23 protein-coding genes are annotated in these 24,616 nt (G+C 59.9%); 11 read left to right on the forward strand and 12 right to left on the reverse strand.

Annotated elements, in window-relative coordinates:
- Nucleotides 1-12: 12 nt before the first annotated feature.
- Nucleotides 13-1,305 (reverse strand): MFS transporter, encoded by a 1,293-nt coding sequence (locus AC1DM5_RS08180; RefSeq protein WP_477818735.1) that lies wholly within the window; start codon nucleotides 1,303-1,305, stop codon nucleotides 13-15.
- Between the two features lie 174 nt (nucleotides 1,306-1,479).
- Between AC1DM5_RS08180 and AC1DM5_RS08185 the strand changes: the two genes are divergently transcribed.
- On the forward strand, nucleotides 1,480-2,745 hold the full coding sequence (locus AC1DM5_RS08185) for a glycerate kinase type-2 family protein (protein WP_477818736.1): 1,266 nt from the start codon (nucleotides 1,480-1,482) through the stop codon (nucleotides 2,743-2,745).
- 36 nt (nucleotides 2,746-2,781) lie between these two features.
- On the opposite strand, the gene AC1DM5_RS08190 is transcribed toward AC1DM5_RS08185, so the two are convergent.
- Nucleotides 2,782-3,639: an urea carboxylase-associated family protein gene (locus AC1DM5_RS08190; protein WP_477974838.1), complete on the reverse strand. Its 858-nt coding sequence runs from the start codon at nucleotides 3,637-3,639 to the stop codon at nucleotides 2,782-2,784.
- Nucleotides 3,640-3,784: 145 nt separating this feature from the next.
- Here AC1DM5_RS08190 and AC1DM5_RS08195 point away from each other — a divergent pair, with 145 nt between their 5' ends.
- Nucleotides 3,785-4,654 (forward strand): LysR substrate-binding domain-containing protein, encoded by an 870-nt coding sequence (locus tag AC1DM5_RS08195; protein ID WP_477818738.1) that lies wholly within the window; start codon nucleotides 3,785-3,787, stop codon nucleotides 4,652-4,654.
- An 8-nt stretch (nucleotides 4,655-4,662) separates the two neighbouring features.
- Here the strand turns inward: AC1DM5_RS08195 and AC1DM5_RS08200 are convergent, their stop codons facing one another.
- Nucleotides 4,663-6,237: a diguanylate cyclase domain-containing protein gene (locus tag AC1DM5_RS08200; RefSeq protein WP_477818739.1), complete on the reverse strand. Its 1,575-nt coding sequence runs from the start codon at nucleotides 6,235-6,237 to the stop codon at nucleotides 4,663-4,665.
- Nucleotides 6,238-6,663: 426 nt separating this feature from the next.
- Between AC1DM5_RS08200 and AC1DM5_RS08205 the strand changes: the two genes are divergently transcribed.
- The 5 genes from AC1DM5_RS08205 to AC1DM5_RS08225 all read left to right on the forward strand — a co-directional run bounded on the left by AC1DM5_RS08205 (nucleotide 6,664) and on the right by AC1DM5_RS08225 (nucleotide 11,866).
- On the forward strand, nucleotides 6,664-7,689 hold the full coding sequence (locus AC1DM5_RS08205) for an ABC transporter substrate-binding protein (RefSeq protein ID WP_477818740.1): 1,026 nt from the start codon (nucleotides 6,664-6,666) through the stop codon (nucleotides 7,687-7,689).
- Between the two features lie 41 nt (nucleotides 7,690-7,730).
- The gene (locus AC1DM5_RS08210) at nucleotides 7,731-8,600 is read left to right on the forward strand and encodes an ABC transporter permease (RefSeq protein WP_477818741.1); all 870 of its coding nucleotides are present in this window, start codon (nucleotides 7,731-7,733) and stop codon (nucleotides 8,598-8,600) included.
- Nucleotides 8,576-9,316, forward strand: coding sequence for an ABC transporter ATP-binding protein (locus AC1DM5_RS08215; protein ID WP_310382384.1), 741 nt, complete (start codon nucleotides 8,576-8,578; stop codon nucleotides 9,314-9,316). The genes AC1DM5_RS08210 and AC1DM5_RS08215 overlap by 25 nt, the downstream gene beginning before the upstream one ends.
- A gap of 20 nt (nucleotides 9,317-9,336) precedes the next feature.
- Nucleotides 9,337-10,713, forward strand: coding sequence for an LLM class flavin-dependent oxidoreductase (locus AC1DM5_RS08220; RefSeq protein ID WP_477818742.1), 1,377 nt, complete (start codon nucleotides 9,337-9,339; stop codon nucleotides 10,711-10,713).
- Nucleotides 10,714-10,792: 79 nt separating this feature from the next.
- Complete coding sequence (locus AC1DM5_RS08225) at nucleotides 10,793-11,866, forward strand: LLM class flavin-dependent oxidoreductase (protein ID WP_477974840.1); 1,074 nt, start codon at nucleotides 10,793-10,795, stop codon at nucleotides 11,864-11,866.
- Between the two features lie 96 nt (nucleotides 11,867-11,962).
- Here AC1DM5_RS08225 and AC1DM5_RS08230 read toward each other — a convergent pair whose 3' ends face one another.
- Complete coding sequence (locus AC1DM5_RS08230; RefSeq protein WP_477818743.1) at nucleotides 11,963-13,546, reverse strand: DHA2 family efflux MFS transporter permease subunit; 1,584 nt, start codon at nucleotides 13,544-13,546, stop codon at nucleotides 11,963-11,965.
- Nucleotides 13,547-13,568: 22 nt separating this feature from the next.
- Complete coding sequence (locus AC1DM5_RS08235) at nucleotides 13,569-14,777, reverse strand: HlyD family secretion protein (RefSeq protein WP_477818744.1); 1,209 nt, start codon at nucleotides 14,775-14,777, stop codon at nucleotides 13,569-13,571.
- A 136-nt stretch (nucleotides 14,778-14,913) separates the two neighbouring features.
- Here AC1DM5_RS08235 and AC1DM5_RS08240 point away from each other — a divergent pair, with 136 nt between their 5' ends.
- Both AC1DM5_RS08240 and AC1DM5_RS08245 read left to right on the forward strand, forming a co-directional pair.
- Nucleotides 14,914-15,561 carry a TetR/AcrR family transcriptional regulator gene (locus AC1DM5_RS08240; protein ID WP_477818745.1) on the forward strand — a complete coding sequence of 216 codons (648 nt, stop codon included), beginning with the start codon at nucleotides 14,914-14,916 and terminating at the stop codon, nucleotides 15,559-15,561.
- 168 nt (nucleotides 15,562-15,729) lie between these two features.
- Nucleotides 15,730-15,960 (forward strand): BrnA antitoxin family protein, encoded by a 231-nt coding sequence (locus AC1DM5_RS08245; protein WP_477818746.1) that lies wholly within the window; start codon nucleotides 15,730-15,732, stop codon nucleotides 15,958-15,960.
- 92 nt (nucleotides 15,961-16,052) lie between these two features.
- Here AC1DM5_RS08245 and gfa read toward each other — a convergent pair whose 3' ends face one another.
- The 5 genes from gfa to hppD all read right to left on the reverse strand — a co-directional run bounded on the left by gfa (nucleotide 16,053) and on the right by hppD (nucleotide 21,280).
- A complete protein-coding gene (gene gfa, locus AC1DM5_RS08250) occupies nucleotides 16,053-16,625 on the reverse strand; it encodes an S-(hydroxymethyl)glutathione synthase (RefSeq protein WP_477818747.1) in 573 nt (190 codons plus the stop codon).
- A gap of 411 nt (nucleotides 16,626-17,036) precedes the next feature.
- Nucleotides 17,037-17,669, reverse strand: coding sequence for a maleylacetoacetate isomerase (gene maiA, locus AC1DM5_RS08255; protein ID WP_477974859.1), 633 nt, complete (start codon nucleotides 17,667-17,669; stop codon nucleotides 17,037-17,039).
- Nucleotides 17,662-18,690 (reverse strand): fumarylacetoacetate hydrolase family protein, encoded by a 1,029-nt coding sequence (locus tag AC1DM5_RS08260; RefSeq protein ID WP_477818748.1) that lies wholly within the window; start codon nucleotides 18,688-18,690, stop codon nucleotides 17,662-17,664. Before AC1DM5_RS08260 ends, maiA begins: the two co-directional genes overlap by 8 nt.
- Nucleotides 18,691-18,739: 49 nt before the next feature.
- A complete protein-coding gene (hmgA, locus tag AC1DM5_RS08265) occupies nucleotides 18,740-20,101 on the reverse strand; it encodes a homogentisate 1,2-dioxygenase (RefSeq protein ID WP_477974842.1) in 1,362 nt (453 codons plus the stop codon).
- A gap of 69 nt (nucleotides 20,102-20,170) precedes the next feature.
- Nucleotides 20,171-21,280 carry a 4-hydroxyphenylpyruvate dioxygenase gene (gene hppD, locus AC1DM5_RS08270; RefSeq protein WP_477818750.1) on the reverse strand — a complete coding sequence of 370 codons (1,110 nt, stop codon included), beginning with the start codon at nucleotides 21,278-21,280 and terminating at the stop codon, nucleotides 20,171-20,173.
- Nucleotides 21,281-21,407: 127 nt separating this feature from the next.
- On the opposite strand from hppD, the gene AC1DM5_RS08275 reads away from it, so the two are divergent.
- Nucleotides 21,408-21,908: an Lrp/AsnC family transcriptional regulator gene (locus AC1DM5_RS08275; protein WP_007822559.1), complete on the forward strand. Its 501-nt coding sequence runs from the start codon at nucleotides 21,408-21,410 to the stop codon at nucleotides 21,906-21,908.
- 14 nt (nucleotides 21,909-21,922) lie between these two features.
- Here AC1DM5_RS08275 and AC1DM5_RS08280 read toward each other — a convergent pair whose 3' ends face one another.
- Nucleotides 21,923-22,384 (reverse strand): Lrp/AsnC family transcriptional regulator, encoded by a 462-nt coding sequence (locus AC1DM5_RS08280; protein ID WP_037097333.1) that lies wholly within the window; start codon nucleotides 22,382-22,384, stop codon nucleotides 21,923-21,925.
- A gap of 86 nt (nucleotides 22,385-22,470) precedes the next feature.
- Between AC1DM5_RS08280 and AC1DM5_RS08285 the strand changes: the two genes are divergently transcribed.
- The gene (locus AC1DM5_RS08285; RefSeq protein WP_477818751.1) at nucleotides 22,471-23,295 is read left to right on the forward strand and encodes a phenylalanine 4-monooxygenase; all 825 of its coding nucleotides are present in this window, start codon (nucleotides 22,471-22,473) and stop codon (nucleotides 23,293-23,295) included.
- Between the two features lie 266 nt (nucleotides 23,296-23,561).
- Here the strand turns inward: AC1DM5_RS08285 and AC1DM5_RS08290 are convergent, their stop codons facing one another.
- The gene (locus tag AC1DM5_RS08290) at nucleotides 23,562-24,587 is read right to left on the reverse strand and encodes a substrate-binding domain-containing protein (protein WP_477818752.1); all 1,026 of its coding nucleotides are present in this window, start codon (nucleotides 24,585-24,587) and stop codon (nucleotides 23,562-23,564) included.
- Between the last annotated feature and the right edge of the window lie 29 nt (nucleotides 24,588-24,616).

Below are 24,616 nucleotides of genomic sequence, written 5' to 3' on the forward strand. Positions count from 1 at the left end.
ATTTCTAAGGCCTCAGGCGCCGCGTGGCACGGCGTCATGCTCCTTGCGCGCGATCACCGTAGCGACGACAAAGACGAGCAGGGCGCCGACCGCAAGGCAGACAGCCAGGAAGAACATCGGTGCAATCGTGCTGCCGGTTTCGTCCTTGATCCAAGGCACGACGTTCTGAGCGACGAAGCCGCCGAGATTGCCGACAGAATTGATGGCTGCAAGGCCCGCCGCAGCACCCGCGCCCTTGAGAAAGCGCGACGGCAGGCTCCAGAAGACCGGCTGCGGCGCGAAGATGCCGGCCGCGGCAATGCAGAGGAAGATGAACTGCAGCGTGTTGTTCGGAACAAGCGCCGAGAGCAGCAGGCAGGCCGCACCGATGAAGGCGGGAATGACGATATAAGGCGTCTTCGCCTTCGCCTTGTCGGCGGCAGTCGGCACTGCCCACAGTGCAATCGCCACCAGTATCCAAGGGATGATGTTGAGCAAGCCGTTCACAGTGTTGCTGACACCGAAGGCTTTCACGATGGTCGGCAGCCAGTAGCTGAGACCATAAGCGGCAAGCGGGAAGGCGATGTAGCAGAGCGCCATCAATAGCACACGGGGGTCGATGAGTGCCTTGAAGCCGTTCTCGGCATTGTGGTCCATGCCGGAATTTTCGGACGTGAGGCGGTCTGCCAGCCAGCCCTTCTCCTCGTTGCTGAGGAAATTCGCGTTTTCGGGCCGATCATAGAGGTAGAAGAAGGTGACGACACCAGCAATGACGGCCGGAATGCCTGTCGCCAGGAAAACCCATTGCCAGCCGGCATGGCCGAGGAAGCCATCGAGATCGAGCAACATGCCTCCAACAGGCGCGCCGACGGCATTGGCAAGTGCGCTGAAGATCATGAAGAGACCCACCATGCGGCCGCGATAATCCGAGGGGAACCAGAGCGTCAAAAGATAGAGGACGCCTGGAAAGAAACCCGCCTCGCAGACGCCGAGCAGGAAACGCAGGATGTAGAACATTGTCGCGTTCTGCGTATAGGAGAGCAGGATGGTAACGATGCCCCAGGATACGAGAATGCGGGCGAACCAGACGCGCGCGCCGAACCTGTCGAGGAATAGATTGCTCGGCACTTCAAAAAGGAAGTAGCCGATAAAGAAGAGCGAGGCGCCAAGGCCATAGGCATATTCGCTCATGCCGAGCGCACCGACCATTTCCAGCTTGGCGAAACTGACATTCTGACGATCGATATAGGCAATGAGGTAAAGGATTCCGAGGAATGGCATGAGCCGCCAGGTAATCTTCGAGATCAACCGCTGTTCGTTGACCATTGCAAATTCTCCAAATGATTGTTGCTTTTCTCGCCAATAGATAGCCACCTCCGGACGATTATCAATCACACCGAACGGATGGGGACGGCTCCTGCATTGACAAGCGATATGTCGACAGCCATGCCTAGGAGCGTGGAAGCCATCCTTTCTGCACGTATCTCCAGAGAGATCATCATGTCCATGCCCTCCCCTCGCGATTTCCTGACTTCGCTATTTTCCGCCGCCGTGCGCGCAGCCGATCCGCTGACCGGTATCACCGCGCATTTGCCGGAGAAACCTGACGGCAGGACAGTCGTAATCGGTGCCGGCAAGGGTGCCGCGCAGATGGCACGCGCGTTGGAAAGTGTGTGGGAGGGACCGCTCGAAGGCGTTGTCGTCACCCGCTACGGTTACGGTTGTGAGACCGATCATATCGAGATCATCGAAGCTGCTCATCCGGTTCCCGATGCCGCCGGCCTTGCCGCCTCCAAACGATTGATGGAGACAGTCGCCGGACTGGGTGAGGACGACCTCGTCATCGCACTGATCTGCGGCGGCGGTTCGGCGCTTCTGCCTTCCCCACCCGAAGGGCTGACGCTGCAGGATGAGATCCTCTTGAACGAGTTGCTGCTTGCTTCCGGCGCACCGATCTCGGCCATGAACGTCGTGCGCAAACACCTCTCCACCATCAAGGGCGGGCGGCTGGCTGCTGCGACCAAGGCCCGCGTCGTCAGCCTGATCGTCTCGGACATTCCCGGCGACAACCCAGCCCATGTCGCCTCAGGCCCCACAGTTCCCGACGGTTCGACCCGGCACGATGCGCTTCAGATCATCAAGCAATACAGCCTAAAGCTGCCGCAGGCGGCTATCGATCATCTGAACTCCCCCAAAGCCGATGCGCCACGGCCGGACGATCCGGCCTTTGCCCAGCATGAGCACTACATCATCGCCTCGGCCGGCGTATCGCTGGAGGCGGCCGCCGAACTTGCACGTTCGAAGGGAATCACGCCGGCGATCCTGTCGGATTCCGTCGAAGGGGAATCACGCGATGTGGCGCTGGTACATGCGGCGATCGCTCGCGAGGTCGCCGGCCGCGACCGGCCTTTCACGAAGCCGGCCGTCATTCTCTCCGGCGGGGAGACGACGGTGACGCTGCGTGCCAAGGGCGGAAAAGGCGGCCGCAACGGTGAATTCGCGCTGGCGCTCGCATTGGCAATCGACGGGCACAACACTATTCACGTGCTCGCCGCCGACACCGACGGTATCGACGGCTCGGAAAACAATGCCGGCGCATTTTCCGACGGCGGTACCGTCAAGCGGCTGCGCGCCGCCGGCTTTGACCCGCGCCGCGTGCTCGACGGCAATGACAGCTATTCCGGTTTCAAGGCGATCGGTGACCTCTTCGAAACCGGCCCGACCGGCACCAACGTGAATGATTTCAGAGCAATCCTGATCGTCTGACCACTCTTCGATGAAAGAGCCGTGCGACTTACCGATTTATCGATGCGTCCTCGGATAGGGATTTCGCGCCGGCGGCGTCCAGTTGGCGAGTGTCGCGGGATCGGGCTTCCATATCTCGACCTTCAACGGATAGCATGCGGCCATATCGCTGGAATGGCTTGCGGCGCAATCGCCACCTGGGCAGGCCGACAAGGCGCCGAGAAGATCGATCTCGGCGAAGAACTCGATGAAATCTCCGGGCCTGACGGGGCTGGCCTTCATGAAATACTGGTGCGTGTCCCTAGTGAAACCGGTGCACATGAAGACGTTGAGCACGTCATGCACATGCATCTCGGCCTGCTCGAGCGGCATGCCGCTATCGGCAGCGAGCGCCCGCGTCAGGTTCGAATGGCAGCAATGATGGTAGTCGCTGCCCTTCAGCAATCGGTTCGTATAGGGATCGCAGCGCGTGCCGATGACATCATGAATGCCGGCACCGTCGTCATCCCAGCCATACCAGCCGAGGCTGTCATAGGTGATCGTCGCCATAGGGCGTAGATACGGCAACGTGCTCCAGAGACGATCGCCGACACCGACATGGGTTGCGTGCAGAGCCCGTGTCTTGCCGCTGAAAAACCGTTCGGTGAGATCGGCAGCGTTCCACAGATTGAGGTCACCGACCTGCGGACCGTCGATGCTGACGATGCGAAAGAAATGCCCCTGCGGAACGTGGAAGCTGCCTGCCTCGCGCGGTGGCACGATCACCTCGCTGACCTTCGTCAGCGTTTGGCGGGCGGCCTCGAGCAGACTGAGATCGGCAGCCGGCAGCGTTTCGACGGGATAGACAACCACGGGCGGTGCTGACCGCCGCTCGGCTGCGTCAGATGGAATTGGCACTATCGACTGCTTCGACATCCGGTTAGTTCCGCTCCGCTTGCGGTGCTCGGGCGCTGCGCCCGGTGACACGCGATAAGTCGCCGAGCACTCTTAGCGAGGCTGCGCCATTGGGCAACCGAGATGTTTCTTGCCCTATGGGCAAGTTTTGCTTAGTCATCCTGACATGAGAAACCTTCCCCTCGCATCACTGCGGGCATTCGAAGCCGCCGCACGCCACGAAAGCTTCGTCAGGGCGGCTGCCGAACTGAACCTGAAACCGGCCGGCATCAGCCAGCACGTGAGGACGATGGAGAATTGGCTCCGCATCCCCTTGTTTCTGCGGCATAGCCGGGGCGTGACACTGACAGCCGCGGGCAGGGAATTCGGCGCAGCCGTCACGCATGCGTTGGCGCATATCGAAGTCGCCGCTGGGCAGTTGAGGCTGGAAGCAAACAGCCGCCCGGTCAGCGTTGCGTGCATTCCCTCGATGGCAGTGCGATGGCTCATTCCGCAGCTGCCGAGACTGAGAATTGCTTATCCTGATATCAGGATCAACATCGTCTATGCGCTCGATGCCAAGACGCCCGAAGCGGCAGGTGCCGATCTCCTGGTCTGCCACGGCGTGCGACCAGGCCCCGGCGCCATCAAGCTCCTGGATGCAGAAACCAGACCAACCTGTTCTGCGGAATTCCTCGCCCGGCATGGCCCCTTTCACAAGCCAGCTGACCTGCTTGCCTGTGAAATCCTGCATGACGAGACGATCGATGCCTGGGCGCGCTGGTTGTCAGGCGCCGGCATCAATTCCGCGCCGAAGGCCGGACCTGTTTTTGCCGACTTCAATCTCATGATCGGCTCGTTGATCAGCGGCCAGGGTATCGGACTTTGCCCAACCGCGCTGATCGCAGAGGAGATCGCGGCGGGTTCGCTCGTCTCCCTCTTCGAGAGGGCTTCTGATATGGACAAGGCCTACTGGCTCATCGAGGCAAAGGGCCTCTCGCGCGAGGCAAGAACGTTTCGCGATTGGCTGCTTGCAGCAAGGCAGGATGAGACCTGACGGACTGATCAGCCTTTGGCCCGCTTCGGAACAGGCAAATCCTGAAGTGTCATGCGCCAGATATTGCGACCATCGGCCTTGGCGCGATAGAGCGCCCGGTCCGCCTCCTGCATGAGCGCTTCGTGGTCCACTCCGTCAGCTGCAGCAATGCCGATACTGATGCCGAGGCGGATGGCAAGACCATTGATGGTAAAAGGCTGCTCGAAGGCGCCGATGCAGCGCTCGGCGAGATCGATCGCTTCGGCTCTTTCTCCCGTCATCAGGATTGCGAATTCATCGCCCCCGAGCCGGGCGACCAGATGACCTCGCGCATGCATCTGCAGCCGATTGGCAACATTTTTCAGCACTTCATCCCCTGCAGCATGGCCAAACGTGTCATTGACGGGCTTGAACCCATCCAGATCCAGACAGCAGATGATGACCTTTTCCCGGTCCTCCGATGCAAGGGCTTTTTCGAGAGCTTTGTAGAATTGCATCCTGTTTGGCAGGCCTGTGAGAATGTCGTGATGCGCCAAACGATTGGCTTCAGTCTCGGCAAGAATTCTGTCGCTGACATCGGCCACGGTGAGCAGCAGCCGATGCTCGGCCCCTTCGTGGAGCTGACGAACATAGATCAGCACGTGGCGCTCCGATCCGTCCCGGGTCGTCTGTCGCCAGATCGTCCGTGCATCACAGTCACCGTCGAGATGAAGGAGGACTTTCTCGAATGCCTGGAGTTCGCCGTCGACATGCATGTCGCAGGCTCGCTTCGACAGTAGCGTCGCAGGTTGGAAGCCATAGAAATCAACAGCTGCCTGGTTGGCCTGCAGAATGGTAAGGCTATCACCATCGCACAAAAGCATAGGCATGGGATTGGCGTTGAACAATTGGCGAAGCCAGTCTTCCCGCTGCTTGAGGCCGGTAATATCGATGCGCATGCCGATCGCGCCGCCGTCGGGCGTGCGCCGGTCGTCGTGGCGCAGCCACCGGCCATCCCGCAATTGCTGCTCTTCTTGCGAAACCGGCTGACGAAATTTCTGCATGCGGGCCGTGAACCACGCCTCCTTGTCTTCGACGAGCTCGCGCATCCCGTCGCCGGCGAGACTGGTCCTCAATATATCCTCAAAGGCGACACCGGGCCTGAGATGCTCGGCTATATCGGCGTAAAGCTCGGCATATTTCTGGTTCCAGAGAACATAGCGGTCGTTGGCGTCGAACACGCAGACCGCCTCCGGCAGCATCTCGATGACATAGCGCAGGCGCAGATTGGCCTCGCGCGCCGCATAACCAGCAGGACGCTCGTCATCCACCGGCTCGAGGAAAGCAGCCGTGACCGTCTCCGTGCCTGTAGGCCAGCTCATGACCTGTACACGGCATAGCCGACGATCACCGGAATGATCGCCGATGAAGGCTGTGGAGACGCCCGAGAGCAACGGCCATTCCGGCATGAGTTCGGTAATACCCACGCCGTGAGGCCGGTCTTCAAGATGGAGGAGATGCCCGGCTTCGGCATTGGCAAAGATGACATGACCGGTGGTGTCGAGCACGATCACCGCCATCGGACATGTCTCCAGGAATGCAAGGATCTCAGCACCAAGCATCATTAGTCCAACCGTAAAGTCGCTTCAGCAGATCTTTTGGATGTGACTTTAACAGCGGAACGTAAAGGAATGTAACCAAGCCTCACAGTGCGCGCATTTCATACACACTCTGAAGCAAGACAAGGTTTCTCGAAAGTTAACAGAGGATCCCGATGTAATGTTCCACGACGAAATGGCTTGGGTATTGCATTGGCTTCACTGCTCGGACCCCGATCACATCACAACGCAGGGCCGCGTCTTCTCGCTTGAGCTGGAAATCGCCACGCACTCAACAGGCAACGCGCGCGTCTGTCACGCCTGCACAATTGGTAGGATTTTTCATGAACCGGCAAACGAAAGAAATAAATAGTCTATAGATTTTATAGAGAATTCGACACCCTTCCCGTCATCGCTTCCTGACATTGCAACCTCAAACGGGAAACATCAACGATGACATTGGCAAAAACATTGGGAACGGCTGTGCTCGGCCTCATCTCCCTCGGCATGTTCAGCAACGTGGCGGTGGCCGAGACGAGTGCGCCGTTGCTCGACAAGGTGCCGTCGGGAACGGTCCTGACGATCGGCGATCCGGTGACGCAGAAGGCCCTTGAGGTTTCCGGCCTCATCAAGGAACTCACCTTCGAGGTCAAATGGGCCAATCTCAGCGGCGGCCCGCAGACCTCCGAGGCCTTCCGCGCGCACGCTCTCGATGTCGGCTCTGTGGCCGAAATCCCGTCGATCTTCGCAACATGGAACAACCTGCCCGTCCGCAACATCGCCTATCGCGAACGCAAGGACCCGATTGCCAATCCAATCTACCGTTTCGGCATCGCGCCTGGCGTCGACGTCAAGTCGCTCACAGATTTCCGCGGCAAGCGCATCGCCTTCAGCCCCGGCCAGGCCCAGGGCACGCTCGTGCTTCGCGCGCTCCATGCCGCAGGCCTGACGAAGAAAGACGCCACGCTGGTCGAGTTGCCGAGTACCGGCGATGTCTATCCGAAGGCACTTGCCAGCAAGCAGGTCGATATCGCGCCGCTCGGCGGTGTCAATATCCGCCGCTACATCAGCCAGTATGGCTCCGATGGCGCAAGCCTCGTCGAGCACGGCCTGCGTGATGACCCCTCCCATCTCTATGCACCGCAATGGGTGCTGGACGATCCCGCAAAAGCAGCCGCCCTTGCCGAATATGTCCGCCTCTGGGCGCGCGCAACCGAATGGGTCGATCAGAATCCCGAGATCTGGATTAAGGAATATTACATCGGCCAGCAGGGCCTGAGCCGCGAGGATGCCGAATTTCTTATCAAGCTCGCAGGTACCCAGGTCATCCCCGATAGCTGGGCGGACGTGAAGAAGCGCCATCAGGAAACCATCAACCTGTTGGCCAGCGAGCTTGGCTACAAGCCCTTCGACGTCGAACAGATCTTCGACAACCGCTTCGAAAAAATCGCTGCAGGCGCTCTGCCAAGAAGCCAGTGATCGCGCGTGCCGTTCCGTAGCGAAAAGAGGAGATCGCAAGCATGGCAACCACTTGGGATGCAGATAACGTCAAGACATCACGGATATCATCGCGCGGAAGCGCTGGTGTCACCGCCTCGGCAAAACCCGCAGCCCGCCGCAGGCTCGGCCCCGGACGCGAGATACCCTTCGGACTGCAGATCGGTCCGGCACTGCTGGTGCTGGCCTGGGTTGCCGGATCGGCATTGGGGTGGATCGATCCGCGCATTCTCTCGGCGCCCTGGACGGTCGTCGAGGCCTTCGGACGGCTGATCGCCGAGGGCCGCCTGCAGGACAACTTCGTGACGTCTGCGACGCGCGCGCTGCTGGGTCTCAGCATCGGCCTTGTCATCGGCACGGCTCTCGCGGTCATCGCCGGTCTGTCCCGCATCGGCGAGGCGCTGATCGATGGCCCGATCCAGATCAAGCGCGCCATCCCGACGCTGGCGCTGATCCCGCTTTTTATCCTGTGGTTCGGGATTGGTGAAGGCATGAAGGTCACGACCATCGTGCTTGCAGTCATCATCCCCATCTACATCCACACCCACAATGCACTGCGTAGCATCGACAGCCGTTACGTCGAGCTCGCCGAGACGCTGAGCATGAGCCAAAAGGACTTTATCTTCCAGGTCGTACTGCCCGGCGCCCTGCCCGGTTTCCTTCTCGGTCTGCGCTTCGCCGTCACGCTCTGCTGGGTGTCGCTCGTAGTGGTCGAACAGATCAACTCCACCAGCGGCCTCGGCTACATGATCGATCTTGCCCGCACCTATGGCCAGACCGACGTCATTCTTGTCGGCCTCGTGGTCTATGTGCTGCTCGGCCTCATCTCGGACGGTCTCGTCCGACTGCTCGAACGGAGGGTTCTTTCATGGCGCCGCACTCTGGCCAATTAAAGCCGGCCGTCCACGTCGCAAATCTCGTGCGGCGTTTTGCTGCAAAGACGATCCTCGACGGCGTGGATCTCGATATCGGCGAGGGCGAGTTCGTGGCCCTGCTCGGGAAAAGCGGATCAGGCAAGAGCACTTTCCTCAAAGCCCTTGCCGGCCTCGACCACGAGGTCGAGGGAACGGGTACGCTCGAGACGCCGGAAAAACTCTCAGTGGTCTTTCAGGATGCCCGCCTGCTGCCCTGGCGCACGGTCATCCAGAACGTCACGCTCGGCCTGCCGGGTGAAACCGGGCAGGAAGCCGGACGCAAGGCGCTCGCCGAAGTCGGTCTCGAAGGACGGGAAACTGCCTGGCCGAACCAGCTTTCCGGCGGTGAGCAGCAGAGGGTGGCGCTCGCCCGCTCACTGGTGCGCGAGCCGGCCCTGCTCCTGGCGGACGAACCCTTCGGCGCGCTCGATGCGCTGACCCGGCTGAAGATGCATGACCTCTTGCGGGAGCTTTGTGCAAAACACCGCCCCGCCGTTCTGCTCGTCACCCATGATGTCGATGAGGCGATCTCGCTGGCCGACCGGATCCTGGTGCTCGACGAGGGCCGTTTCGTGGAGGATCTGCGCATCGACCTGCCGGCGCCGCGCGATCACGGCGATCCGCGCTTCGCACAAATCCGAACCCGTCTTCTGAGCCGGCTCGGCGTTGATGCCCCCGGCCGCCGCGCCGCCTGAAACCAACGGAGATCGTCATCATGGCCAGTCAGAAAAGACAGATACGGCTTGGCGCATTCATCATGGCAACGGGGCATCATATTGCTGCCTGGCGCCACCCGGACGCGCAGGCCGATGCCGGCTTGAATATCGATCACTATCGCGAACTGGCTCAGGCCGCCGAACGCGGCAAGTTCGACCTGGTTTTCGTTGCCGACAGCCCCGCCGGCTGGGAGCGCGCCAAGGATCCGGAAGCATTGCGCCGCACGGCCCAGAGCGCTCATTTCGAGCCAGTGACCCTATGGGCGGCGCTTTCGCAGGTGACGAATAATATCGGCTTTGTCGCGACTGCCTCCACCACCTACGAAGACCCCTATCTGCTCGCCCGTAAATTCGCCTCGCTCGACTATATTTCCAAGGGGCGTGCGGCCTGGAATGTCGTCACCACAGGCGCCGATGTCTCCAAGAATTTCTCTATCCCTGGCCACCCGGCCCATGCCGACCGCTACGCACGGGCCGAGGAATTCGTCGACCTGGTGAAGGGCTTATGGGATTCCTACGAGGATGATGCCTTCATCCGCGATAAGGAAAGCGGCGTCTACCTCGATCCGGACAAGGTGCATCAGCTCAATCACAAGGGCCAGTTCTTCAGTGTCAGCGGGCCGTTGAATGTCGGACGCCCAGTTCAGGGTTACCCCGTCATCGTCCAGGCCGGCGCATCCGAGCCCGGACGCGAGCTCGCAGCGCGCACCGCCGAGATGATCTTTACCGCCAACCAGACGCTGGAAGACGCTCAGGAATTCTACTCCGACGTCAAAGGACGTCTTGCCCGCTACGGCCGCAGCCCGGACGAGTTGCTGATCAGCCCCGGCATCTTCCCGGTGCTCGGCGGCACGGAGGCTGAGGCCAAAGCAAATTACGACTATATCCAGTCGCTCGTTCACCCTTCGGTCGCCTGGAACATCCTGTCACGCCACTACAAGGGCGTCGATCTCTCCGGTTATTCGCTCGACGATCCGGCCCCGCCGCTTCCTGACAACACCGAGCTCAACAAGAGCCGCCTAAAGCTGGTCACCGATCTGGTCTCCCGCAACAATATGACGCTGCGCGAATTCTATCTGGCGGTCGCCACTGCCCGCGGCCACCGCACGGTGGTCGGCACGCCGGAACAGGTCGCGGACGCGATGCAGGAATGGTTCGACAATGGTGCCGCCGACGCCTTCAACATCATGCCGCCTGTCCTGCCGACAGGTTTGACTGACTTCGTCGATCAGGTCGTGCCGATCCTGCGCAAGCGCGGTCTTTTCCGGGAAGAGTACGAGGGCACGACACTGCGCGAGAATCTCGGCCTTCGCCGCCCGCCGAACGGCCTGGCACTCAAGGCGCAGCAGGGCGAAGCCGCCCGGGCGGCCGGATAATACATCACCGCAGAGACACGGGGTAGCCGGGCTATCCTATCCTTGTTGATCCAATCATAGAGAACCGCAGGCGCATCGCATGAGCAGCAATCCGGAATTCCTCTGGTACATCCCCAATGCCGTCAAACCCGGCCACCGTGGCGATTCGGCAGCAGAAAATCACAACAGCCTGGAAACGCTGACGGGCCATGCCAAGGCACTTGAAGAGCATGGCTGGAAGGGCGCGCTCATCGGCACCGGCTGGGGCCGGCCGGACACCTTTACTCTGGCAACTGCACTTGCGGCACGGACAACAACCTTCGAGCCGCTGATCGCGATCCGTCCCGGTTACTGGCGACCGGCGAATTTCGCCTCGGCGGCCGCCTCGCTCGATCATCTCACCGGCAGACGTGTGCGCGTCAACATCGTCTCCGGCAAAGACAATCTGGCCGCCTATGGCGACAGCGAGGGCGATCAGGCGCATCGCTATGGCCGCACCAAGGAATTCATGCGGCTGGTGCGCAAATTATGGACCGAGGAAAACGTCACCTTTGCCGGCGAGCATTTCGGGGTCAGCGAATCCACCGTCGTTCCACGCATCGAGGCTCGCGGCGAGCGCCGCCATCCGAAACTCTATTTCGGCGGCGCATCGGAAGCGGCCGAGCGCGTATCGGCCACCGAAGCTGACGTCCAGCTCTTCTGGGGCGAACCACTTGATGGCGTGCGGGAACGGATCGACCGTTTGAAGCGGCTGAGCCGCGATCTCGACCGCGACCTGCCGCCGCTTCAATTCGGCCTGAGGATTACGACGCTGGTTCGCGATACGACAGAAGAAGCTTGGGCCGATGCCGAGGCGAAGGTCGCCGAAATGGCAGAAAATAGCGGTTCCGGCTGGCACGACCACCAGCGGGCCGTCGCCGTCGGGCAGCAGCGCCTGCTCGACCTTCATCAGCGCGGTGAAGTGCTCGACGACAATCTTTACACCACGCCCGGCAAATTCGGCGGCGGCGGCGCGGGCACGACCTGGCTGGTCGGCTCCCCCGCAGATGTCGCCCGCTCGCTGCGCAAATACCAGGAGCTCGGCATCAGCCATTTCGTGCTCTCCGACACGCCCTATCTTTCGGAGATCAAACGGCAGGGCGCGCAACTGCTGCCCTTGCTCAAGGCCGCATAACGGCGCCTGAAAAGCATATCTCCATCATCGCTAATCGGGCTGCCCGAGACGCAAAAAACAGGCCCATCGGGCCTGTTTCTATTTCGGTCGGGTACCTCAATGGGCGCCCGCACCCCCGCCGGCCTGCGGCTTCTTGGTCAGAAGCAAGGCAATTGCTGCCAGCGCCAATACCACGCCGATGACCGCAAACGTATCACTGAAACCCATGATGAGGGCCTGGCGCTTGATGATCTGGCCGAGCACGACGATCGCCTTCTGCGATGCGACGGCCGGATCGGTAACACCGTGCTGGGTGAAATAACCTGTGAGCTGGGTCAGGCGGTCGCGCACCTCGTCACGGGTCAATGTGATCGACTGACCGATGATGTTCGAGTGGAACTGCTCGCGCTTCGTCAGGATGGTGCCGAGCGAAGCCGTGCCGACCGCACCACCAAGATTACGCAGCATGTTGGTGAGGCCCGAGGCAGCAGCGGCATCTGCGGGCGCAATGCCGGCGGTGGTGATCGCGGTGATCGGGGTCAGCACCAGGGCCTGGCCTATGGCGCGCACGATATTCGGGATCCAGAACTGGTCGCCGGCATTATTGGCCGAGAGCGTGATGTTCATGAAGCAGCTGATTGCGAAGATCGAGATGCCAAGGAAGCCAATATAGCGGGCATCGAAGCGCTTCATCAGAACCGGCACCAGCGGGATCAGCAAGAGCTGTGGCAGGCCGGTCCAGGCAAGCACATTACCGATCTGCTCGGCATTATAGCGCTGCACCTGGCCGAGATATTGCGGCAGGATATAGACCGTGCCGAAGAGCGCCACACCGACCAGCACGTTGACCAGCACGCCGATGCCGAAATTGCGCTGTGTGAGCAGGCGCAGCTTTACCAGCGGCTTCTTGACGGTGAGCTCGATCCAGATGAAGGCGGCCAGGAAGACAAAGGCCAAGATGCCGAGCTTGACGATGAAGGGCGAGGAGAACCAGTCGTCCTTGTTGCCTTCTTCCAGTACGGTCTGCAGCGCCGAAAGGCCGATCGCCATGGTGACGATGCCGGCCCAGTCGCCCTCCTTCAGAAGGTGAAGCTGCATCGGCTGCTTTTCAAGCGTCAGAGCGAGAGCCGCCGCCATGATGAGGCTCGGGATGGTGTTGATGAAGAAGATCGTCTGCCAGCCGTAATTCTCGGTCAGGTAGCCACCGATCGTCGGGCCGATGGCCGGGGCGAAGGTGACCGACAAAGCAAAGACGGCAAGGCCGAGCGGCTGCTGGCTCTTCGGCAGCTTGGTCAGCACCATGGTGAAGGCCATGGGGATAAGCACGCCGCCGGCAAAGCCCTGCAGACCGCGCAGCAGGATCATCGTGCCGAGATCATGGGCGAAGGCACAGGCCATCGAAAAGATCGGGAAGAGGATGGAATTGACGAGGATATAGCGGCGGAACGAGAAGACATTGCTGAAATAGGCCGTCAGCGGAATGACGACGATCTCGCCGATGAGGTAGGAGGTGGAGATCCAGGCGCCGTTGTCGACGCCTGTGCCAATGCCCCCCTCGATATCAAGGAGGGAAGCATTGGTGATCTGGATATTGAGGATCGCCATGAAGGCGCCGATCATGCCGGCGAGAACGGCGATCCATTCCTTGGTGCTGGCGCGCGGTTGCGGGATAGCGCCTGACGTTGTTGCGACACTGGACATGACACGACCTCCTGCCCTTCGCTTAGTTGCTGGTAGCATCGACTTTGGTGTCGATGCTCGGCTGGACGGACATGCCTGGGCGCAGATCGCCCTTTTCTGCGGCATCGCCATCAAGCACGATCTTTACCGGGATGCGTTGGACGACCTTGGTGAAGTTGCCGGTGGCGTTGTCAGGCGGCAGCAGTGCGAATTCCTGGCCGCTTGCCGGCGACAGGCTGTCGACATGGCCGTGATAGGTACGGCCCGGGAACATATCGACCTCGATGGCGACAGGCTGGCCGGAGTGGACATCGGTCAGCTGTGTCTCCTTGTAATTGGCAACGATATAGGCAGCTGTCGTCGGCACAACTGCCATCAGTTGGGTGCCGGCCTGAACATACTGGCCGACGCGCAGCGTACGGTTGCCGACCGTACCGTCGACGGGCGCAACGATCGTCGCATAGGAGAGGTTGAGCTCAGCCTGATGCATGACAGCCTGGTCATGGGCAAGTGTCGCCCTTGCTTGGGCAAGCTCGGCATTCAGTAGCTCGACCTGCTTCGTTGAGGCGTCGAGGGCAGCGCTGTCGCGCACGATCGTAGCCTGGGCGGCGGCGATTGCCGAAGCCGCCTGCTGGGCGGTCTGAACCGGCGCATAACCGTTGGTGGCCAGGTTCGTATAGCGCTTGTTGTTCTGCTCCGCGAAGGTCTCGTTGGCCCGGTCAACGTCGAGCGTGGCGCGAGCGGCGGCGATGGTCGACTGCTGGATATCGAGCGAAGCCTGCTTGGCGTTGACGGTTGCTTCGGCAGCGGCAACATCGGCCTTTGCCTGATCGAGCGCAGTGCGGAAATCTCGGTCGTCGATGCGGGCGAGCGGCTGGCCAGCCTTCACCGCCTGATTGTCGGCAACGAGGACCTCCATAAGATAGCCTGAAACCTTCGGGGAAACCGTAGTACTGTCGGCCTGGACATAGGCATCATCGGTCGAGACCTCGAAGCGGCCGACCGTCCAGTAATCATGGCCGTAATAGGCACCGGCGGCGATGATGGCGATAGCAGCAACGCCGATCAGCAGCGAGCGACCGCCGCGCTTGCGGACCGGTGCCTCTGTAGCGGGCGCGACGGCAGGCTCGGTGACACGCGGCGTCTTGCCGGCGTCAAGCGTTGCAGGTGTGGCTTCAGCGGTGGTTTCGGTGGCCGGCATATCGGCCGGGACGCCGTTGTTGTTCAGAGCATGCAGCTTCGTGACGGACATCGTCTCTCTCCTTGTGGAAGGTCGCTGTCGTCTTGGCCGCGGCCTTGAAATTCGGCTCAAGTCCAATTTAGGAAACTTGATATTTTCCAAAATATGAGTTAATAAGGAGAAGTCAACAAGAATTTGGAAAATCACGATGGTCGAAAATCACAATATCGAGAAAAAGCCGCGCGGCAGGCCGCAGGTACGGTGTGACGAAGATACGCGCGGCGTGCTCATCGAAGCCGCCAACAGGCAGTTCCACGAGAGTGGCTATGCCGCGGTCAGCATCGCTGCGATCGCGCAGGAAGCCGGCGTTTCAACCAAGACGCTCTATCGCCTGTTTCCAACGAAGGCAGATCTGTTTTCCGAAATGGTCTCGGATCGCACCGGACGCTTCCTGCTGGCGCTTGACCCCGGCACACTGGCGACGGTCGAGCTCCGCCAGGGGCTGGAGCGCATGCTGATGGCCTATGGCATGCTGACGCTTTCGCAGGACACGATCACGATTACCCGCCTCGTCATCGGCGAATCCGACCGCTTTCCCGAACTCGCCACCTCGTTTTACGAGAAGGCGATCGTGCGCACCAACACGTCGATGGAAAACTGGCTGCGCCGCCAGGTGGAACGCGGGCTGATCAAGCTCGAGGACCCGCACGCTGCCTGCGGCATGCTGCGCGGCATGATGATCATGGAACCCCAACGGGCCGCGATGCTGCGCCAGCTGCCGGCGCCCAACATCGAAGAGATCGCTGCGAGGGCGAGAATGTGTGCGGATATCTTCCTGAAGGGATGTGCTGCTTAGGGACATGGGACATGCGGGCTTGAAGGCGGGCTCGCCCTGAGGTGGGCGGCAGTTTTCCCACTCTTGAAGATCGCCTCCGGTGTTTCCACTTGACGATACGACAGATCCTATTGACAAACCCGGTCTCGAGCTCGAATGGTCCGGCTCGAAAAACAGGAAGAAACGCGCATGCGCACCCCGAGACGCCCCGCTAACCCGCATGAAGCGGCCGAGGCCCTGTTCAAACCTGTCAAGAAACCGGCGACATCGGCCGTCGAGCGGCCCACTCTGCCGAATGTGAAGGAACTTGTAACCTTGAAGCTCGACAGCGAGGTTCTCGCCCACTTCCAGGCTGGCGGCTCAGGTTGGCAGGAGCGTATCAACGACGCGTTGCGGGCAGCCATGACGGCCAAGGACTGACCCGCATCTGGGCGAAGGCGCGTCGAGTGCCTTTATCCTGCAGCACCGCCGCGAGAATCGCGACGGTACCGAAAGCGAATTTCCGCGACATGTCAGGCCGCGAGAACCCCCGCCTTTTTCGCCGTCCACGTGGCGATCAAGTCCATCAGCCCGGGCGACAGGCAATCGTAAGGTTCAAGCCCAACTTCCTTGAGATGCGAGCGTACGGCGCCCATCTTCCCGGGGGCGTATCCGCTTTCGATAATGGACGACACGAAGGCGGCAAAGCCGGGTGCTGCCCAGCCTCTTTCCTGGAACCGTTCGGGATGGACGAAGGACAGCCCCTGAAAGGCATGATCGCGCTCGACAGGCCCGTACATGTGAACCCCGCAATCCTTGCAGGCATGGCGCTGGATCAGCGCGGACGCGTCGACAACCGCCAGCTTGTTTCCGTTCTCCAGAACCTCGACGTTCGCCGTCGGCGCGACGGCAACCACGGAAAAGACCGCACCCTGCGGCTTCCAGCATTTCGTGCAGCCGCAAGCATGGTTGTGGGCAATATCGCCCTTGACGCGGACTTTCACCGGATTGCTCGCGCAATTGCATACTAGCGTGCCGCCGACAAATGACGCATCGGTCGCCCGGTATCCTGAATCCACGATTGGGTGGATCGCTACATTGTTCATGCGTTGTCTCCTTCCCTTCCTGGGCCGAGGCGGGATGCCGCGGCCAAGCCCTGTGGCATCGCGCAAACCGCTCGACGGCCAGCGCGAGACCTCCTCCTGGGATGAGTATATCACCACGCCACCGATATCGTCCGCTCCTCTTCTGCTGATGCCGCGTGATCAGCACGGTATCCAAGTCGACTTTGGAAGCTCAGCCGGCGGTCGGTGCGACGAGCGCCACGAGAGACGTCGCGAGCCATTCGGTGATTTCGACCTAACTCAAGTGATGCAGCAGGGTTCAGCCCTTGGCCTGGGCACCGGAGAAACATAGCAGGATGCGGTTGAGAAGATCGGCGGGAAAAGCGGTGATCGCAATAGCCGTGCGCCGCCTCATCGGTCGTGCTCCCGCGCACTCCAAACGTGCCCTTTGCGTTAAGGTTTCGCGCAGTCAGGATGGGCAGCCTGGAAGGCTGACAGCTTGGCGCATTTGCCATCGATATCGACGATGCGCTTGAAATCGGTCATGTCCACTCCCCAGCGGCGGGCATTGTAGACCTGCGGAACAAGACAGAGGTCCGCCATTGTCGGTGTATCCCCAAAGCTGAATTCTTTATCGGCTGGGTCGATCATCGCTTCCAGCTTACGAAGTCCGTCCGTGATGAAATGCTTCATCCATTCCTCGCGGGCCTCGGTCTTGTCCGTTACGGTCATGAGATGCGCCACGACATGCGTGTTGCATATCGGATGTATGTCCATGGCGACCGCGTATGCGAAGGCGCGCACTTTCTGACGATCGGCAATATCCGTTGGCAGCAATCCGCATTCCGGCCGAACCTCGGCCAGATACTCGATGATTGCCAGCGACTGGGTCAGCGTCTTCCCGTCGATCACCAATGTCGGCACCAGCCCTTGCGGGTTGAGCGCCAGATATTCCAGCTTCCTGTGCGCTCCCTCCAACAGGTTGATGGACACTGTTTTGTAGTCGATCGCCAAAAGATTGAGCGCAATACGGACGCGATAGCTCGCCGATGACCTCCAGTAATCGTAAAGAACGACGTTATTCACTGCAGCCATACCCCTTGCATCTTTCGACCGTCTGCTCGATCGCACCGAAGATCGAATTGCCGGCATGATCCTTCATCTCGATGCGGACCTGGTCCCCAAACTTCATAAATGGAGTCTTCGGCGATCCGGTCTCGATCGTCTCAATCATCCTGATCTCGGCGATGCATGAGTAGCCGTCTCCTCCGTCTTCGATGGGCTTGCCCGCTCCGCCATCCAGCTTATTGGAAACCGTTCCCGAGCCGATGATCGTTCCGGCGACCAGATTGCGGGTTTTGGCGGCATGGGCGATGAGCTGGCCAAAATCAAACGTCATGTCGATGCCGGCATTCGCCTTGCCGAATGCCTTGCCGTTCAAGCTCACAAGCAGCGGCTGACACACCTTGCCGCCATCCCACGACTGTCCGAGCTCGTCCGGCGTCACCGCGACCGGAGAAAATGCCGATGCCGGCTTGGACTGGAAGAAGCCAAATCCCTTTGCAAGCTCGTCCGGAATGAGACCGCGCAGCGACACGTCGTTGACGAGCATCACCAGACGGATGGCATCGCGCGCAGCTTCCGGACCAGAACCGATGGCAACGTCGCCGACGATGACGGCAACCTCGCCCTCCATGTCGATCCCATAAGTCTCATCAGCCACGATGATCGGATCTCGCGGCGCGAGGAAACCGTCCGAACCACCTTGATACATCAGCGGATCGGTCCAGAAGCTCGCCGGCATCTCGGCGCCCCGCGCCTTGCGTACCAATTCAACATGGTTGAGGTAGGCCGAACCGTCGGCCCATTGGTAGGCCCGCGGCAAGGGCGATGCGGCGTCGTGTTCGTGAAACCGGATCGTCGGCTGGGCTCCTGTCTCGATACCTTCGGCAATCTGCGCGAGTCTTGGAGCCACGTGCTCCCAGTCATCGAGAGCCGCCTGCAAAGTGCGGGCAATGTGACCGACTTCGGAATAGCGGGTAAGGCCGCGGGAGACGACAACGAGCCGGCCATCTCTCGTGGAGTCTTTCAACGTCGCAAGCTTCATATCCCATTCCCGTGCCAGAGGATGCCTGACCGATCCTCACTTGATGCCATCACTTGATACCGGGGGTTCCGTCGAACTTGCGTTCCAGGCCGTCCCAGCATTCCAGATAATTATCCTGCAGCGTTTCAAGCTCGGCTGCGTATTTCGTCAATTGCTGCGGGTACCGGGTCTCGAACATGAAGGCCATGGTGTGATCCAGCTTCACCGGGTTGAGCTCGGCATTGGATGCCTTTTCGAAGGCGAGGGCATCCGGCCCGTGGGCGAGCATCATGTTGTGCAGGCTCATGCCGCCGGGGACGAAGCCCTCCTCCTTGGCGTCATACTGGCCATGGATCAGGCCCATGAATTCGCTCATGATGTTGCGATGGTACCAAGGCGGACGGAAAGTGTGCTGAGCCACCAGCCAGCGCGGCGGAAAGATCACGAAATCGACATTCGCCGTGCCTGCGTCTTCGGTCGGGGCGGTCAGCACCGAAAAAATCGACGGATCGGGATGATCGAAGCGGATCGCGCCAACAGGAGAAAATGTCCGCAAATCGTATTTGAAGGGGGCGTAGTTGCCGTGCCAAGCGACCACATCAAGCGGCGAATGACCGATATCAGTGACATAGAATTTCCCGCACCACTTCACATGGACGCGGCAAGGCTTCTCCTTGTCCTCAAAAGCGGCGACAGGTGTCTTGAAGTCGCGCGGGTTCGCCAGGCAGTTGGCGCCAATGGGGCCGCGGTCTGGCAGGGTGAATTTCGCGCCGTAATTCTCGCATATATATCCTCGCCAGACCGCCTGCTCGCCATTACGGAGAACCTTGAACATCATGCCGCGCGGGATGAGGCATATTTCCAGGGGCTCCACGTCCATGATGCCCATTTCGGTGAACACTTGGATGGCGCCGAGTTGCGGCACGATCAGCAGTTCACCATCGGCGTTGAAGAAGTAATCATCCACCATGTCCTCATTGAAGACGTAAGCATGTGCTGACATGCCCACCTGGGTCGTGACATCGCCTGCCGTCGTCATTGTCCGCACGCCCTGAAGAAAGGTCAGATTCTCGGCGGGTGTGGGGACGGGATCCCAGCGAAGCTGCCCCAGGGCAAGCGAATGCTCGTCCAGGCAAGGCGCGGTTTTCCAGAGCGGATAGGACGCGTTCGAGAAGCGGCTTGTGTGACGCACGCTCGGGCGAATGCGATAAAGCCAGGACCTTTCATTCGTCCCGCGCGGCGCGGTAAACGGCGAGCCGGAAAGCTGCTCGGCATAAAGACCGTAGTTACATTTCTGCGGGCTGTTCTGGCCCTGCGGCAAGGCGCCTGGAAGCGACTCCGTTTCGAAATCATTGCCGAACCCCGGCATATATTTCAGCTTGCTTGCCGTCGAGGCTTCGCCCTCGGAAGTCTGGATTGATGTCAGGTCCATTGCTCAACTCCTCCCCGGAAACTCCGCGCCGACGCGCGTCTTTCAGACGCGCGAGGTGGCCCTGAGAGTTTACTCCGCCGCAGTACCGATGACACCACGCTTGATCTGATCGGCCTCGATCGATTCGAAGAGAGCGCGGAAGTTGCCTTCGCCGAAGCCCTCGTCGCCCTTGCGCTGGATGAATTCGAAGAAGATGGGTCCAATCACGGTCTTGGAGAAGATCTGGAGCAGAATTTTCGTCATGCCGCCATTCACCACACCTTCGCCATCGATGAGAATGCCGTGCTTCTTCATGCGGTCGACAGGTTCGCTATGGCCGTTCACGCGCTCATAGGACATGTCGTAATAGGTTTCCGGCGGTCCCGGCATGAAGCGCAGATCATTGTCGGCAAGCCTGTCAGTGGCCTCATAGATATCTTCCGTTCCAACGGCGATGTGCTGAATGCCCTCGCCCCTGTATTTCTTCAGATATTCCTCGATCTGGCTCGTGTCGTCCTTCGATTCATTCAGCGGAATRCGGATCTTGCCGCAGGGCGACGTGATGGCGCGGCTCACCAGACCGGTGATGCGCCCATCGATATCGAAGAAGTGGATCTGCTTGAAATTGAACAGGTTGCGGTAAAAGTCCCACCACTTGTCCATGTTGCCGCGGAAGACGTTGTGGGTGAGATGGTCCAGATAGTAGAAACCAATCCCCTGCGGATCCGGGTTGGGCTCGCCGAGCCAATCGAACTCGGCATCGTAGACCGATCCCTTTGCACCATAGGTCTCGACGAAATAGAGCAGTGAGCCGCCAATGCCGACGATCGCCGGGACATCGAGCGCCTTGTCATTCCCTTCATAGGGAACGGCGCCTTTCGACACCGCGTGATCGAACGCGTACTTCGCGTCGACAACGCGCCATGCCATCGACGGAGCGCAGGGACCATGCTCTGCAACGAAACGAGCGGCATGGCTGCCGACTTCCGCATTCAGGACATAGTTGATGTCGCCCTGACGCCAGACGGTGATGTCTTTCGTCTTGTGCTTGGCGACTGGGATGTAGCCCATGCGCGTGAAGAGCTCGCGCAGCTTCTCGGGCTCAGGATGGGCGAATTCAACGAATTCGAATCCGTCGGTGCCGGCCGGGTTGTCGGCGGTAATTTCCGAGGGCGGTGCATCATGCGGAAAAGGGCCCATTTTTTCCTCCTGGGAACTGGACTTCGATATGCAAAGTGTGGCCCAAAACGCATGCAAAGTTCTTGCATTCTTCACGCCAGAGGAAGAGATTATGCACGGTTCGTGAGGATTTCGGAGATTTTACGCAATGGATGAACAGCTCGACAAATTGGATTTGCGCCTGCTCCAGGAGCTTCAAAAAGACGGCCGTTTGACGAACAACGAGCTGGGGGAGCGGATCGCGCTTTCACCCTCGCAATGCTCGCGCCGGCGGACGAGACTGGAGGCTGAGGGATATATTCGCAGCTACCGGGCCTATCTGGATCAACAGAAGCTGGGCCTGGATATGCTGGTGGTCATTTCCGTGACGCTTGCCACCCACAACAGAGACAATGCCCGCAGATTTTCGCAGTTGATCAATGGGCTGCCGGAAGTTCTCGAAGCCTATGCGCTGACCGGTGAAATGGACTATCACTTGAAGGTCGCAACCCGCGGGCTCGCGGATCTCTCCAAATTCGTCAACGACGTTCTGTTACCCCACGAGTCGGTGCAGCACGTAAAGACCTCGATCGTGCTCGACACGCTCAAGACATTCGAAGGCTTTCCGATACACATGCCGGGTCATTGGCATGGCGACAGCACGCGGTGATCTGGCAACAAGCGTCAGAGCGGCAGTTCGGTCGAGAATTTCAGCTCCCGCAGCACAAAGCTCGATACGACGGTGCGGACATGCGGATTGCGCATGAGGTAGCGGGTCATGAAGGCTTCGTAGCTTTCCACGTCCCTCGCCCTTATCTTCAGCATGTAGTCGAAAGCGCCCGATAAGGCATAGCACTCCATGATCTCCGGCCGCTCCAGCACCACCGAAGCGAAAGAGGCTACCGCCTCTTCATGATGATCCTCCAGCGTGACATGCGCGATCACGCAGAGCTTGAGATCGAGTTTTCCGGGATCGAGTAATGTCACACGCTTGCGGATGACGCCATCGGCTTCCAGTTCCTGGATCTTCCGCCAAGCCGAACTTTGCGACATGCCGGCCTTTTCCGCCAGGTCTGCCAGCGAAAGACTGCCGTCGGCCTGGATGAGTTGCAGAAGCTTGTGGCGAAAATTCCCAGGTTCTTTCATTTTCTGCGCCATATTTGGGAATATTTGCCATCATTATGGCAATTGCCAGCACGAAAGAAAAGAAAATCCTCCAAATCCGGGGGATAATGGCAGAAACGCTATCCCGGGAGGATCGGAATATGACCAAGGAAAGCAGCTATACCACCAAACTGCCTGGCCCGGACGGTTTATATGCCTATACAACTGAGGAAGATGCGATTTGGGGCGAACTCTACCGGCGTCAGATGAAGCTGCTCGCCGATACGGCCTGCCGCGAATATCTTGATGGCGTGAAAATGCTGGGGCTGAAGCCCGACAAGGTGCCTCAGCTTCTCGATGTGAACAGACGCCTGAACGAGACCACCGGCTTCGGCGTAGAAGGCGTGCCGGCGCTCATTCCGCCCTCGCGCTTTTATGAACTTCTGTCACAAGGCAAATTCCCGCTCGCAACCTTCCTGCGCCGTCGCGAGCATATCGACTATATCGAGGAACCGGACCTGTTCCACGAGGTTTTCGGCCACTGCCCGATGCTCACCAACCAGAGCTATGCCAATTTCGTACGGCATTTCGGAGAAACAGCCGTCCGCCTCGGCAAGGGCTATTCATGGCATCTGTTCCGCATCTTCTGGTTCACCGTTGAGTTCGGCCTGATCAACACGCCGCAAGGCCGCCGCTGCTTCGGCGCAGGGATCGTCTCATCGCCAAGCGAAGCGAAGGCGGCGATGGAAGGCAAGGCATGCGAATTTCGGCCGTTCGATCTGCTAAGCGTACTCAGGACGCCCTACCGGATCGATATCCTCCAGCCGATCTACTACGTCATCGACAGTTTTGCCGATCTCGAAGCGATCGTGGAGCAGGATATCGAAGGCACGATCCTGAAGGCGAAATCGCTGGGTGATTTCGCACCCACTTTCGAGGCCAAAGCTTCGTGAATCGCTGATAATATCGCGGCTGCGAGAATTGAGCGCGGGCTCTCCCTCTGCCGATTGTCCAACATTGGCAGTACAGACGTCGTAACCCTTCAGCACCGAGCGGGCAGCGAGGCGACAACCTCGCCTCAAGCGATGCGCTTGGCCTTGGCGAGCGACCAATATGCCGGTCCCCACTCGACCCTGTGTCCGATGTCGACGCGCGAGTTCCTGGCGATCACGCAAGACAGCGCGATGATATCAGCAAGGCTTCACAAACGCCCAATCGCTCAGGTCCGGAGCGCCCGCACTGGCCCGGTGGACTCGCGAAGGATGAGCTCAACCGGCCACAATTCGTGAATCTCCGTCGGCGAACGCCCGGCCAAAAGTTGCAGCACGAGATCGGCGCACCGCGTACCAGCCGCACGCATCGACGACCGGGTTGCCGACAGCGAGGGGACCATATTGTCGGCCGTCAGATAGGGAAAGACGTCATCGTGAGCAATGACCGAGACATCGCTGCCGATCTGGAGCCCAAGCGAACGCGCCGCACGGTAAATGCCGAGCGCTGTCATCATCGACCCCGCGACAAACGCGGTCGGCCGCTTCGGCTGCTCGAGAAATGACCGCGCAAAGCGGAAACCGAGTTCGTCGGTGAAATTGCCGTTGGCGATCAGTTGCGGATCGACATCGATCCCGTGGCTCTGCAGGGCGCTGCGGTAACCGATGTCGCGATGCAGCGCATAAGTCGCGCCCTCGCGGCCATTGATCATCGCAATCCTCGTATGACCGAGATCGATCAGATGCGAGGTCGCGCGGCGCACAGCCCCTTCATTATCGATATCGAGCCAGGGGTGCGGCACGTCGATGTCTGAACGGCCATGAACGAGAAACGGCATTCCCAGTTCATGCAGCAGCGCGATGCGCTGGTCATTGGGTCGAGGCGAATGCACGATGATCGCATCCACCCGCTGACTTTCCGCCAGCCGCCTGTAGAGTTGCATCTCGGCATCATACTCGGGATTGGCCATCGGAATGACCAGGATATCAGTGTCTTCCGTGATAAGACGCTCCGCCATGCCGGCCATGAATTCCGCGAAATGGAACTCGCCAGCGCGCCCCATGACGACGCCAATGGCGCCAACCCGGCCGGTTTTCAGCCTAACCGCATTGACGTTCGGCCGGTAGCCCAGCCGCACGGCCTCTTGGACGACGCGGGCGCGCGTCACCTCGCTTACCTCGGGGTAGCCACTGAGCGCACGGCTGACGGTCGTTGGAGACAATCCAAGTTGTTTTGCGAACTCTTTGAGTTTCATTGACCGAAATAACTTTCATCGCCTGCGCT

It is taken from the genome of Rhizobium sp. 01T437 (genome assembly GCF_056398505.1).

Bases quoted from the DNA above. Each gene is read 5' to 3' on its own strand.
- AC1DM5_RS08180 (WP_477818735.1), bottom strand. From the start codon at position 1,305: ATGGTCAACGAACAGCGGTTGATCTCGAAGATTACCTGGCGGCTCATG.
- AC1DM5_RS08185 (WP_477818736.1), top strand. From the start codon at position 1,480: ATGTCCATGCCCTCCCCTCGCGATTTCCTGACTTCGCTATTTTCCGCC.
- AC1DM5_RS08190 (WP_477974838.1), bottom strand. From the start codon at position 3,639: ATGTCGAAGCAGTCGATAGTGCCAATTCCATCTGACGCAGCCGAGCGG.
- AC1DM5_RS08195 (WP_477818738.1), top strand. From the start codon at position 3,785: ATGAGAAACCTTCCCCTCGCATCACTGCGGGCATTCGAAGCCGCCGCA.
- AC1DM5_RS08200 (WP_477818739.1), bottom strand. From the start codon at position 6,237: ATGATGCTTGGTGCTGAGATCCTTGCATTCCTGGAGACATGTCCGATG.
- AC1DM5_RS08205 (WP_477818740.1), top strand. From the start codon at position 6,664: ATGACATTGGCAAAAACATTGGGAACGGCTGTGCTCGGCCTCATCTCC.
- AC1DM5_RS08210 (WP_477818741.1), top strand. From the start codon at position 7,731: ATGGCAACCACTTGGGATGCAGATAACGTCAAGACATCACGGATATCA.
- AC1DM5_RS08215 (WP_310382384.1), top strand. From the start codon at position 8,576: ATGGCGCCGCACTCTGGCCAATTAAAGCCGGCCGTCCACGTCGCAAAT.
- AC1DM5_RS08220 (WP_477818742.1), top strand. From the start codon at position 9,337: ATGGCCAGTCAGAAAAGACAGATACGGCTTGGCGCATTCATCATGGCA.
- AC1DM5_RS08225 (WP_477974840.1), top strand. From the start codon at position 10,793: ATGAGCAGCAATCCGGAATTCCTCTGGTACATCCCCAATGCCGTCAAA.
- AC1DM5_RS08230 (WP_477818743.1), bottom strand. From the start codon at position 13,546: ATGTCCAGTGTCGCAACAACGTCAGGCGCTATCCCGCAACCGCGCGCC.
- AC1DM5_RS08235 (WP_477818744.1), bottom strand. From the start codon at position 14,777: ATGTCCGTCACGAAGCTGCATGCTCTGAACAACAACGGCGTCCCGGCC.
- AC1DM5_RS08240 (WP_477818745.1), top strand. From the start codon at position 14,914: ATGGTCGAAAATCACAATATCGAGAAAAAGCCGCGCGGCAGGCCGCAG.
- AC1DM5_RS08245 (WP_477818746.1), top strand. From the start codon at position 15,730: ATGCGCACCCCGAGACGCCCCGCTAACCCGCATGAAGCGGCCGAGGCC.
- gfa (WP_477818747.1), bottom strand. From the start codon at position 16,625: ATGAACAATGTAGCGATCCACCCAATCGTGGATTCAGGATACCGGGCG.
- AC1DM5_RS08260 (WP_477818748.1), bottom strand. From the start codon at position 18,690: ATGAAGCTTGCGACGTTGAAAGACTCCACGAGAGATGGCCGGCTCGTT.
- hmgA (WP_477974842.1), bottom strand. From the start codon at position 20,101: ATGGACCTGACATCAATCCAGACTTCCGAGGGCGAAGCCTCGACGGCA.
- AC1DM5_RS08275 (WP_007822559.1), top strand. From the start codon at position 21,408: ATGGATGAACAGCTCGACAAATTGGATTTGCGCCTGCTCCAGGAGCTT.
- AC1DM5_RS08280 (WP_037097333.1), bottom strand. From the start codon at position 22,384: ATGAAAGAACCTGGGAATTTTCGCCACAAGCTTCTGCAACTCATCCAG.
- AC1DM5_RS08285 (WP_477818751.1), top strand. From the start codon at position 22,471: ATGGCAGAAACGCTATCCCGGGAGGATCGGAATATGACCAAGGAAAGC.
- AC1DM5_RS08290 (WP_477818752.1), bottom strand. From the start codon at position 24,587: ATGAAACTCAAAGAGTTCGCAAAACAACTTGGATTGTCTCCAACGACC.